Raw genomic sequence first — 11,400 nt, forward strand, 5'->3', positions numbered from 1 at the left:
CGCCGCGGGCGCCCCCTGGTGCGCCCACCCCCCGCCCCGGGGGGGGGGGGGGGGGGGGGCCCCCCCCCCCCCCCCCGCCCCGCCATCCCACGGAATTCCGCTCTTGATTTGGCCGTTGCTCTTGATCTGCAGCAGGTGCAGGGCTGCAAGCCCTGCCGAACACCCCCTACCCCGGCGGGCCCTGGGTGCTGACCAGCCGAACCGGCCGCTGGTTGGCCAGTGTCAACCGCTCCAGCGGCTGCGGCCGCTCGATCGCATAGCCCTGCAGCCCTTCCACCCCCATGTCGACCAGCGTCTGTGCCACCTCGGCCGTCTCCACCCACTCGGCCACCACCTCCATCTGCAGCTCGCGCCCCAGCTCGCTGATCGCCCGCACCGTCGCCCTGCTCACCGCATCGGTGCCCATGTCCCGTACGAACGAACCATCGATCTTCAGGATGTCCGCCGGCAGCTGCCGCAGATACCCGAACGAGGACAGGCCCGAGCCGAAGTCATCCAGCGCCATCCGGCAGCCCCGCGCCTTCACCGCGTCGATGAACGCCCGCGCCTGGGTCAGGTTGCTGATCGCCGCCGTCTCGGTCACTTCGAAACAGAGCTTGGCCGCCAGCGCGCGGTTACGCTCCAGCAGGTCGCAGACGAAGGCCAGGAAGCTCGGCTCGGCGATCGACTGCGCCGACACGTTGACGTTGCACAGGCCCAGCTGGCGCACGTGCGCCGGGCACACCTGCAGGTGGCGGAACAGCAGGCCGAGCACATGGCGGTCCAGCGCCACGGCCATGCCATAGCGCTCCACCGCCGGCATGAACTGGCCCGGCAGGTGCAGCGCGCCATCGGCATCTCGCATGCGCACCAGCACCTCGTAATGCAGGTAGTCGGGATCGCCTACCTTGGCGATGCGCTGGGCATACAGGACCATGCGGTTATCGGCCATCGCCCGGCTCACCCGCTGCAGGCGTTCGGCCTCATGGCGGCGTTCGTCCAGCGCCAGGCGGTCCTCGTTGAAGCAGTGCACGCGATTGCGGCCGGCCTGCTTGGCCGCATAGCAGGCGCTGTCGGCGGCGCTCATCAGCCAATTCACGTCGGGCGCATCGGCGGTCACTTCCACCACGCCGATGCTGCAGCTCAGCTGCGGACTGCCCTCGCTGATCGGGAACGTGGCCTGCCCGAGGTTGCGGATCAGCCGCTGCAGCACGCGCTTGGCCTCGTCCTGACTGGCCCGGCCGAGGAACACCGCAAATTCGTCGGCGCCCAGCCGTCCCACCCAGTCGCCATCGCGCACAGCGCCCACCAGATATTCGGCGAAACCCCGCAGCATCTGGTCGCCCGCGGCATGGCCGAAGCTGTCATTGACCAGCTTGAAATGGTCCAGGTTGATGTAGCACAGCGCATGCGTGCCGCCCTCGGATCGGACCTGCAGCAGCGCTTTTTCCAGCAGCCGCTCGATCTCGCGGCGGTTGATCAGGCCGGTCAGCGGATCATGGCTGGCGTGGTGCTCGATCTCGCGGGCCAGCGCATGGTTCTGGCTGACATCCTCGATGATGGAAAACACCGACAGCCGGCCGCCGGCACTGCGCACGGCGGTGCCGCTCCAGCGGCCCCAGACCAGGCTGCCGTCACGGCGACGGAAGCGCAGTTCGCCCGGCCGCAGCTGGCGCTCCCAGTCGATGCGGCCGTCAGCGTCCAGCACCAGCTCGCCATCCATCAGCAGATCGCCGAGCGCCATCTGCTGCAGCACGTCGCGGCGGTAATCGAGAATGTCCGCCACGGCCTGGTTGGCCTCCATCACCCGCCCGGCCGCATCCAGCTTCAGCATGCCCACGTTGGCCTGGTAGAAGGCCGCACGGAAGCGGCTTTCATGCTCGGTCAGGTCCTTGCCGACTCGGCGTGCCAGGGCTACTGCCATCAGGGTGATGATCAGTACGGAGAAGCCGCCGACGATGAGCGTGGCGATGCGCACCGTATGTGCCATGCGCAGCAGGGCCTGGGAAAATGATTCGGCCTGCGATTGCAGCTGCAGGTCCACGTCGTGCACACGCTGCAGGTAGTGGTCACGCACGCGGGGCTGCTGCAGTGACTGCGGCGGCACCTTGTCCAGTTCGTCGATCAGCGCCTGCATGGCCAGCAGGTGCGTGTCGGTCTGCCGCCACAACCGGGTGGCTTCGCTGAACTCGCCGAGGTCGCGTGCATAACGGAACGAGAAAACCAGCCGCGAGACGTCCCCGCGTGCGTTGCCGCCGCGCAGGAAGCCCTCGCGCGCCTTCGCCAGGTCCGGCTCGGGCTGTTCCAGTGCCAGGCGCGCGTGCAGATCGCCCAGAGGCACCTGCAGGGCGCGCCGGGCGTCATCCAGATCATGCGCATTGCCGCGTGCCAGATAACGGCTCAGCGCGGCGGTGGCATCCTGCTGGCCACGCGACCAGTGCCCCTGACCCGCAATCCAGGCGGTGGACGCCGCCTGCAGTTCCTGGATCAACGCGGACAGGCCGACCAGTCCGATCGCCATGCCCGTAAGTAGTACAAACCGCACCCACAGACCACGGGGCATCGGTACCCGCCGCCGATGCTGCTCCTTGCCTCTACCCATCCCGGATCCCCCCGAATGTGCCGTGACAACCTCCCTGGATCAACCACGCCAGCCTATGGCCGCCCATGTGTGGACCATGCGAAGCCGGACCAGGGAACAGGGGGGAGGGGATTGAATGGATTCAATCCCCTCCGCCGCCCCTTCTACGGCCCTGAACGGACAACGCCAGCCCGGGGGCTGGCGTTGTTCAGGCACATCGCGGTGGATCAGTAGCTGCGCGGGCCGCGCGGCTTGAAGCCGTCACGACGCGGCGGACGGCTGTCGCGGTCACCGCCGCGGTCGCCACCCGGACCACCGTGGCCGCCCGGGCCGCCCGGGCCGCCCGGACCACTACGGCGCGGACCGCCCGGACCACCCGGACCGCGCTTGTCGAAGCGCGGCTTGAACGGACGCGGTGCCGGGTTGGTGTCTTCACCCGGGGCCAGAGCACGCATCTGCAGCTGCTGGCCGGACACCCACACCTTCTGCAGGTGCGAGAGCACGTCCTGCGGCATCTGCGCCGGCAGGTCCAGCAGCGAGAAGTCGTCGTGGATGTCGATGCGGCCGATGAAACGGCTTTCCAGGCCAGCTTCGTTGGCGATGGCGCCGACGATGTTGGCCGGCTTCACGCCGTGCTGGTGGCCGACCGAGATGCGGTAGGTCTCCATGCCCTGCTCCGGCGCACCGCGCGGCGGCACGTCACGACGCGGACGCTGCTCGAAGCCACCCTCGCCGTCTTCACGGCGCGGGCCACGTTCGAAGCGCGGACCACGCTCGCTGCGGTCGAAACGATCACCACGCTCCGGACGGTCGCCACGGTCGAAACGCTCACGCGGCGCACGCTCTTCACGCGGGGCGCGCACCGGCGGCTGCAGCAGGAACGGGGTATCACCCTGCAGCATCTTGGCAAGGGCAGCAGCCACTTCGATGGCCGGCACGTTCTGCTCGGTCTCGAAGCGTTCCAGCAGCTGGCGGTAGAAGTCCAGGCCGCCGGCACCGAGGGTTTCGCTGATGCGCGAGGTGAACTTGCTGATGCGGGTGTCGTTGACCGCTTCGACGCTCGGCAGCTGCATTTCTTCGATCGGCTGGCGGGTGGCGCGCTCGATCTGGCGCAGCATGCCCTTCTCGCGCGGGGTGGCGAACAGGATCGCCTCGCCGCTGCGGCCGGCACGGCCGGTACGGCCGATGCGGTGCACGTAGCTTTCGGTGTCGTACGGGATGTCGTAGTTCAGCACGTGGCTGATGCGCTCCACGTCCAGGCCGCGGGCGGCCACGTCGGTGGCCACCAGGATGTCCAGCTTGCCTTCCTTCAGCATGGCGATGGTGCGCTCACGCTGGGCCTGCTGCATGTCACCGTTGATGGCGGCAGCGGCCAGGCCACGGGCCTGAAGCTTGCTGGCCAGTTCCTCGGTGCCGGCCTTGGTACGCGCGAAGATGATCATCGCGTCGAACGGCTCGACTTCCAGGATGCGGGTCAGCGCATCCAGCTTGTGCATGCCGCTCACCCACCAGTAGCGCTGGCGGATGTTGGCCGAGGTGGTGGTCTTGGCCTGGATGGTGACTTCGACCGGATCCTGCAGGTAGGTCTGCGCGATGCGGCGGATCTGCGGCGGCATGGTGGCCGAGAACAGGGCCACCTGGCGCTGCTCCGGCAGCTTCTTCAGCACGGCTTCGACGTCGTCGATGAAGCCCATGCGCAGCATTTCATCGGCTTCGTCCAGCACCAGCGTCTTCAGCTCGGACAGGTCCAGGGTGCTGCGGTCCAGGTGGTCGATCACGCGGCCGGGGGTACCGACCACGATGTGCACGCCGCGGCGCAGGGCCGACAGCTGCTGGCCGTAGGGCTGGCCGCCGTAGACCGGCAGCACGCGGAAGCCGGGAATCTTCGACGAATAGGACTGGAAGGCCTCGGCGACCTGGATGGCCAGCTCGCGGGTCGGCGCCAGCACCAGGGCCTGGGGCTTGATCTGCTGCAGGTCGATGTTGGACAGTACCGGAAGGGCGAACGCCGCCGTCTTGCCGGTACCGGTCTGCGCCTGGCCCAGCACGTCGCGGCCTTCCAGCATCGCCGGGATGGTGGCGGCCTGGATCGGCGACGGGGTTTCATAGCCGATGGCGCTGACGGCCTCCATCACGGGCTCGGACAGGCCGAGCTGCGCGAACTGCAGCGGCGCTTGGGAATCTTGGGACATGGGAAACTCCAAAGGCACGGCCATCTGCATGGCAGTGCGATAAAAAAGGGATGGTCCGCGCTTTGGGCGCCCTTCTTATCGCGTGCCCTGGCGCTGCTCGGTCGGAGGAGATTTCACTCACTCAGCGCGGAATGATACCGCACTCTCCCTGAACGATGCGTACAGGAAACCATTCGCATCCCCTTCCGGGTCGCGCTGGCGCACAATACGCGCCCTTCCCGCCTGCTTACCAAGGATACCCCACCATGCAGATCCTCGAATTCGACCTCGACGGCGAGTACGTCGAACTCAAGCAGCTGCTGAAGCTGGCCGACCTGGTCACCAGCGGCGGCGAGGCCAAGATGGTCATCAGCGAGGGCCAGGTGCTGGTCGATGGCGAGGTCGAGCTGCGCAAGGCCTGCAAGATCCGCGCAGGCCAGGTGGTGGAATTCGCCGACAGCCAGATCCGGGTGCTGGCCGCCGGCTGATCCACGCACGCCCAGCCGGTTCAGGCCACCCGCTGGGTCAGGTGCGCGGCGATCATCTGCCGGAACGGCGCCACGCCCTGCGCCACCCGCAGCCCGGCCGCACGCAGCAGGCGTGCCGGCCGGCGGTCGTCCGTATACAGGCTGGCAATGGCGTTGGTGGCCTCGTACAGCGGCCGCGATGCCAGCCGATGGCCGCGCTGATAGCGGGCCAGCATGTCGGTTGCGGCGATGTTTGCGCCCCGCCGCTGCTGCGCCAGGATGCCCTGCGCCAGCCGTTGCGCACTGGCCAGGCCCAGGTTGAAGCCATGCGCGGTGACCGGGTGCATGCCTACCGCGGCATCGCCGATCAACGCCGAACGTTCGCCGACGAACTGGTGCGCGTACACCCCCACCAGCGGATAGGCCTTCGGTGTGGCCACCGGCTGCATCTGCCCCAGGCGATGCTCGAAGCACGCGGTGATGGCCTCGCCGAAGCCCACCTCGTCCATCGCCAGCAGTTCCTCGATCTGCCGCGGCGGCAGGGTGATGACCGCCGAGGCCTGGCCTTGGTTGAGCGGCAGCAGCGCCATCGTGCGGCCATAGCCGAACCATTCCCACGCGGCGTGCTGGTGGTCGCGCTCGACCTGCATGCGGCAGACCAGCATCGACTTGCCGAAGTCGCGCATCTGCGCGCCGATGCCGAGCATGCGGCGGGTGGCGGAGAAGCGGCTGTCGGCGGCGACAAGCAGGCGGGCATGCAGTTCGCTGCCGTCATCCAGCGTGACCACGTGGCCCTGGGCATCGGCCAGCACGGCCTGCACCTTGCGGCCGTCGAACAGCTCCAGCCCGGCCTGGTCCTGCACCGCCTGCCAGGCGGCACGGCGGATCAGGTGGTTGGGCACCAGCCAGCCGAGCGGCTGGCCATCGCGCAGGCCACTGGCGAAGGTCAGGGCGAACGGCGAGCCGCCGTTCAACACCCGCGCATCGCGCAGTTCGGAAATTTCGGCTTCGGTCAGGCGCTGCCACAGGCCCAGCTGTTCCAGGCTCTGTCGCGAGGCATGGGTCAGGGCGATCTCACGGCCATCGAAGGCCGCCTGGGCCAGCGCCTGGCGCGGCTGCACCTCGACCAGGCCGACCTGCAGGCCGCTGCCGGCCAGCGCACGCGCAAAGCACAGGCCCGCCGGGCCCGCACCGACCACCACCACGTCCATCCTGCGCATCCGCGCCTCCTGCCGTTGATTCCAGTCGCGCCCAGCATAGCGCCGGGCGCATGACTGGCCTTGATCTGGATCAGGCCCGCGCCTTCCTCATAGCAGTGCGAACACCAGCTTGAAGATCGCCACGATCGAGACCACCCAGACCAGGCTGCGCACGTAGGGCACGCCGGCCGCGTACAGCGGCAGGTAGACCACCCGCGCCCAGAAATAGACCTGCGCGGCCAGCACCGTGGTCTCGTTGCTGCGCCCGGCCACCACCACCGCGATCACAGCGGCAGCGAAAAACGGGAAGGTTTCGAAGAAGTTGGCCTGCGCCCGCTTCAGCCTTCCCGCCAGCGGGCTCAGCGGCACGTCGGGCGCATCGCGCGCCGACGCGTTCCACTTCATCCCGCGCTCGTGGGTGACCACGGCCGACGCGGCGAAGATGTACACAAAGCCGAGCAGCATCGCCCAGGCCAGCATTGTCAGCTCAGTGGCCATCGCGGTTCTCCGTCAGGGCGCGGACGCGCGCAGACTATAGCCGGCCAGGCGCCAGGTCTTGTCCTCGTCGAAACGGAACGAGACCAGTTCGCGCACCGGCTGCGCGCTGTTGGCGAAGCGGGTCGGGAAGCTGACGTTGATGTACAGGCCTTCCGGCACGGCGGCGCCGGCGGCGTACTTCACCCGGGTGATGGTCGGCTGGCCGCGGCCGTTCATGGCGCCCAGACGGGTGCGATCGGCGGCGATCTGGCTGACGAACGCCGCCTTGGGCACCGCGCGGCGGGCCACGGCCGAGGCACCGTCCCACAGCTCACCGGTACGGTTGTTATCCACCAGCTGCGCGGCCTTCAGTGCCGCAGCGCTCATGTCCGCATCCTGCTTCTGCACCTGTGCCTGCTGCGCAGCGGTCAGAGCCGGGGCCGCCGGTGCGGCGGTGGCCGGCTTGGCAGCCGCAGGGGTCGCAGGCGCCGGGCGTGACGGGGACGGTGCGGGCGTGGCCGGTGCCGGCGCTTGCGCCAGCGCGGTCAACGGCAGCACGGACAAAAGCAGGAACTTCTGCAAACGCAGGCGCTTCATGGACACCGCCGGTTCAAGGGTAAGAACCGCAGTCTACTTCAGCCCGGTGAGTACGCCGTCAGCGCGCGGGGGCGCTGGCTTCCACGGCCGCGGCATCGCCCTGCGCGGCCGGCGCGGCCACTTCGGCGGCCGATTGTTCGGCCACCGTCGGCTTCTCCGGCGGTGCCGGTGGCATGGTCGCCACATCGATCTCCGACAGCGGGCTCTCTTCCGGGCACACCTCGTCGGGGAAGCCGAAGCGCTGCTTCAGCGCCTGGCCGCAGCTGTTGATCGATTCCATGTCCGCGCCTTCGCGCTTGCACTGCTGGTCGAAGGCCACCAGGAAGGCATCCTTGCGCTGCACGAAATCATCGCCGCAGGCGCGCATCTGCTTGATCCGTTCGAGGTCGTCCTGCACCGCGTTGGTCCCATCCAGGCCGTACTGGCGCAGCTCGTCGGGCGTGAGCAGGCGCAGGCTGCGGTTGGGTACGGTCATCATCAGGTCGGCCACGCCGACCGCCACGCCGTTGCGCTGCAGGTAATCCTTCACGTTGTCGTAGACCTCGTGCAGCTCGCGGTTGAGCTCGGCGCGCGAAGTGGCCTTGGAACTGATGCGCATCATGCGATGGATGCCGACCTTGCCCGACAGCAGCCGGTTGTCGCCGGCCGCGAGCACGAACACACAGGCGCTGTGGCAGATGGAACCCTCGCGCACCCAGATGGTCCAGCCCGACTCACCGATGCTGTCGCCGGCCACGATGGCCGATTCAACCTGGCCGCCGCTGGAGTCCAGATCGAGAATGCGCTTGTGGATCTTCAACGCATCGGCCACCACCGCCAGCCGCCACATCATTTCGGCGAAGCCCGGATTGATCTTGCCGTGGTAGCGCACGCGCAGCAGCCCGCGTTCGCCGCACGGCTGCATGGCCTGCTCGATCTGTTCGCGCTGCAGGCCTTCCAGTTCAACGCCGTCCCCGCCATCGGCGGCATAGTCGGTACCGCAGCTGAGCCAGGCCTGGCCATTTTCCAGCTGCGCCTGCGGCCACGCCCGATCCTCCCGGCTGCGCGGCGGCACCACCGGCGGCGCCGGAGCATCGTCCGCATTGATCGACACCATGTTTTCGCCATCACTGGCCGGCGCCCGCGTCGCCTTGTCGGCGGCAGTGACGTTGCCAGGGTTCTCCAGCTGGCTGCAGCCCGCCAGGGCCAGGCACAACAGGGGCAACCAGCGGAATCTGACGGACATCGGGCAACCGGGCTTCGTGGGAACAAGGCCCCAGTCTACCCGTCCCCACCGCGCATTCAGCGCGCGCCCCTGAACCCCTTCTGACCCTTCGGGAGGAAAGCGTGCCGACCAACGGTCGGCACCTACCAAAGGCAGAGCAAAAGCGTGCCAACCAACGGTCGGCACCCACCAACAGCAGCAGGTTCCAACAGCCGCGACCAACTGTCGAAGGCGGGGTGGGTCCGGTGGCAGGGGTGTGAGCGGCATGGATGCCGCGACCAAGCCCCCATGGGTGAGGGCGCTTTGCTTGCGAAGCACTGCTTCGCAAGCGCCCGAACGCACAGCCGCCAGCGGCTGGGCTGGCCAGGGGGTTCACGGCGTCCCCTGCCACCGGACCCACCCCGCCATCCCAAGGAATGCAGGCTTTTGACGTTGACGTTGATCTGCAGCGGGTGCAGGGCTGCAAGTCCTGCCAGCAACCCCCACCAACATCCATGTCCGAATCCGGCGAGTATCTCCCCCCGCCCCGCCCTAGACTGGCGCCATGGACACCGCCCCCACCCTCGACCACGCCGCCTGCGACCGCGCCCGCCTGGCCCGCGACGCGCGCTTCGACGGCGTGTTCTTCACCGCCGTGCGCAGCACCGGCATCTACTGCCGCCCGGTCTGCCCCGCACCGCCGCCGAAGCCGCGCAACATCAGCTACTACCCGACCGCCGCCGCAGCAGCCGCCGCCGGCTACCGGCCGTGCCTGCGCTGCCGCCCCGAACTCGCTCCGCAGGCACAGCAGGCACTGGCCGGGCAGACCGTGCAGCGCGCCCTCGCGCTCATCCATGGCGGCTTCCTGCAGGACCAGGCCGTGGCCGAACTCGGCGCGAAGCTGGGCGTGAGCGCACGCCAGCTGCAGCGCCTGTTCGTCGAGCACCTGGGCGCCACGCCCGGGCAGATCCACGCCACCCATCGCCTGCTACTGGCCAAGCAGCTGCTGACCGAAACCACCCTGCCGGTCACCGACGTTGCCCTGGCCGCCGGCTACAACAGCCTGCGCCGCTTCAACACCGCCTTCCTTCAAGGCTGCGGCATGGCACCGACCGCGCTGCGCCGCCAGCACACTCCCTCGGCCGCCGACGATGGCAGCCTGGTGCTGCGCCTGGGCTATCGCCCGCCGCTGGATTTCCCGCGCATGCTCGCCTTCCTGCGCAAGCGCAGCCTGCCGGGCATCGAGCTGATCGGCGAGGACAGCTATCAGCGCGTGCTCGGCACGCCCGAACGCCCCACCCTGCTGCGGGTGACCGCCGACCCCAAGCGACCGGAACTGCGCCTGCAGCTGGGCGCGGTCGATCCCCGCCTGATTCCGGACATCGTGCGCCGCGTACGCCGGGTGTTCGACCTCGATGCCGACCTGCAGCAGGTGCACGCGGCCCTGGCCGAGGAACCGCTGCTGGCACGCGGCATCGCCGAGCGGCCCGGCCTGCGCGTCCCCGGTGGCTGGGATGGTTTTGAGGTGGCCGTGCGCGCGGTGCTGGGCCAGCAGGTGACCGTCGCGGCGGCCACCACCTTCGCGCGTCGTCTGGTCGATGCGTGGGGCGCGCACCTGCCCGGCATGCCCGCCGAGTTCGACCGCCAGTTCCCAGCACCGGAGGTGCTGGCCGAGGCACCGCTGGAATCGATCGGCCTGCCGCGCACGCGTGCGGCCACCGTGCGGGCGCTGGCGACAGCCTGTGCCAGTGGTGAACTGGACTTCGGCCCCGGCCAGGCGCTGGAGGATTTCGTCGCCCGCTGCGTGGCCCTGCCCGGCATCGGGCCGTGGACGGCGCAGTACATCGCCCTGCGTGGCCTGGGCCAACCCGATGCCTTCCCCGCCGGTGACCTGGTGCTGCAGCAGGTGCTCGGCCCGGCGCAGGGCCAGCGCCTGAGCGAGCGTGCCACCGAGGCGCGTTCGCAACCCTGGCGGCCTTGGCGCGCCTATGCGGTGCTGCACCTGTGGCACCTGTCCGGCACTTTTGTTGGAGAACCGACATGACCTTGTTGTTCGATCGTTTCGACAGCCCGATCGGTGAGCTGACCATCGCCGGTGACGAGCGTGGCCTGGCCCACGTGCTGTTCCCGGAAAACCGCCACCCAGCGCGTGGCCGCGGCGACTGGCTGTATTCACCGGATGCGCTGCCGGCGGCGCGCAAGCAGCTGCTGCAGTTCCTGCACGGTGAGCGCAGCACCTTCGATCTGGTGCTGGCACCGCAGGGCACGCCGTTCCAGCTGCGGGTGTGGCATGCGCTGGCGCTTATTCCGTTCGGGCAGACCTGGAGTTACCTGCAGCTGGCGCAGCACCTGGGCCAGCCAACGGCGACGCGTGCGGTGGGGGCGGCGAACGGCCGCAATCCGTTGCCGATCATCCTGCCGTGCCATCGGGTGATTGGCAGCAATGGTGCGTTGACCGGGTTCGGGGGTGGGTTGGAGACCAAGGCGGCGCTGCTGCGGCTGGAGCAGCGGCAGGCACCGCTGTTTGCCTGAGGGGTGGGTAGCTGTTGGTAGGTGTCGACCTTGGTCGACACGCGCGGCAGCGCTGCGCCCTGCACCAGCAGAAGCCGAAGCCGGAGCAAGATCAAGAGCGGCCATTCCGTGGGTTGGCGGGGCGGTGTCGGATTGCGGGGACGCCGCAAGTACGTCCCTGTAGGCTTGGCCGCGGCATCCATGCCGCGGACACCCCGCAATCCGACACCGCCCC

Annotated in this window: 9 protein-coding genes; 3 read left to right on the forward strand and 6 right to left on the reverse strand. The window is 69.0% G+C overall.

Translation table 11 applies throughout. The annotated features are described in order from the left end of the window. Nucleotides 1-166: 166 nt before the first annotated feature. Nucleotides 167-2,542, reverse strand: a complete 2,376-nt coding sequence (locus FJU31_RS13250; RefSeq protein WP_425473703.1) for a putative bifunctional diguanylate cyclase/phosphodiesterase — start codon at nt 2,540-2,542, stop codon at nt 167-169. A gap of 245 nt (nt 2,543-2,787) precedes the next feature. Next, on the reverse strand, nt 2,788-4,752 hold the full coding sequence (locus tag FJU31_RS13255) for a DEAD/DEAH box helicase (RefSeq protein WP_150455168.1): 1,965 nt from the start codon (nt 4,750-4,752) through the stop codon (nt 2,788-2,790). Nucleotides 4,753-4,997: 245 nt separating this feature from the next. On the opposite strand from FJU31_RS13255, the gene FJU31_RS13260 reads away from it, so the two are divergent. Further along, nucleotides 4,998-5,219, forward strand: coding sequence for an RNA-binding S4 domain-containing protein (locus FJU31_RS13260; protein ID WP_108768272.1), 222 nt, complete (start codon nt 4,998-5,000; stop codon nt 5,217-5,219). A gap of 20 nt (nt 5,220-5,239) precedes the next feature. Here the strand turns inward: FJU31_RS13260 and ubiM are convergent, their stop codons facing one another. The 4 genes from ubiM to FJU31_RS13280 all read right to left on the reverse strand — a co-directional run bounded on the left by ubiM (nt 5,240) and on the right by FJU31_RS13280 (nt 8,696). Next, nucleotides 5,240-6,418 carry a 5-demethoxyubiquinol-8 5-hydroxylase UbiM gene (gene ubiM, locus FJU31_RS13265; RefSeq protein ID WP_150455169.1) on the reverse strand — a complete coding sequence of 393 codons (1,179 nt, stop codon included), beginning with the start codon at nt 6,416-6,418 and terminating at the stop codon, nt 5,240-5,242. An 87-nt stretch (nt 6,419-6,505) separates the two neighbouring features. Continuing rightward, nucleotides 6,506-6,895 (reverse strand): MAPEG family protein, encoded by a 390-nt coding sequence (locus FJU31_RS13270; RefSeq protein ID WP_150455170.1) that lies wholly within the window; start codon nt 6,893-6,895, stop codon nt 6,506-6,508. Between the two features lie 12 nt (nt 6,896-6,907). Further along, nucleotides 6,908-7,471, reverse strand: a complete 564-nt coding sequence (locus FJU31_RS13275) for a DUF4019 domain-containing protein (RefSeq protein ID WP_150455171.1) — start codon at nt 7,469-7,471, stop codon at nt 6,908-6,910. A 58-nt stretch (nt 7,472-7,529) separates the two neighbouring features. Further along, on the reverse strand, nt 7,530-8,696 hold the full coding sequence (locus FJU31_RS13280) for a COG3904 family protein (protein ID WP_150455172.1): 1,167 nt from the start codon (nt 8,694-8,696) through the stop codon (nt 7,530-7,532). 523 nt (nt 8,697-9,219) lie between these two features. Between FJU31_RS13280 and FJU31_RS13285 the strand changes: the two genes are divergently transcribed. After that, nucleotides 9,220-10,698 carry a DNA-3-methyladenine glycosylase 2 family protein gene (locus FJU31_RS13285; RefSeq protein ID WP_150455173.1) on the forward strand — a complete coding sequence of 493 codons (1,479 nt, stop codon included), beginning with the start codon at nt 9,220-9,222 and terminating at the stop codon, nt 10,696-10,698. After that, entirely contained in the window at nt 10,695-11,186 is a 492-nt protein-coding gene (locus FJU31_RS13290) for a methylated-DNA--[protein]-cysteine S-methyltransferase (RefSeq protein ID WP_150455174.1), read from the forward strand. Before FJU31_RS13285 ends, FJU31_RS13290 begins: the two co-directional genes overlap by 4 nt. Nucleotides 11,187-11,400 lie beyond the last annotated feature (214 nt).

This window comes from Stenotrophomonas cyclobalanopsidis, from assembly GCF_008710035.1.
Taxonomy (GTDB): Bacteria; Pseudomonadota; Gammaproteobacteria; order Xanthomonadales; family Xanthomonadaceae; genus Stenotrophomonas; species Stenotrophomonas cyclobalanopsidis.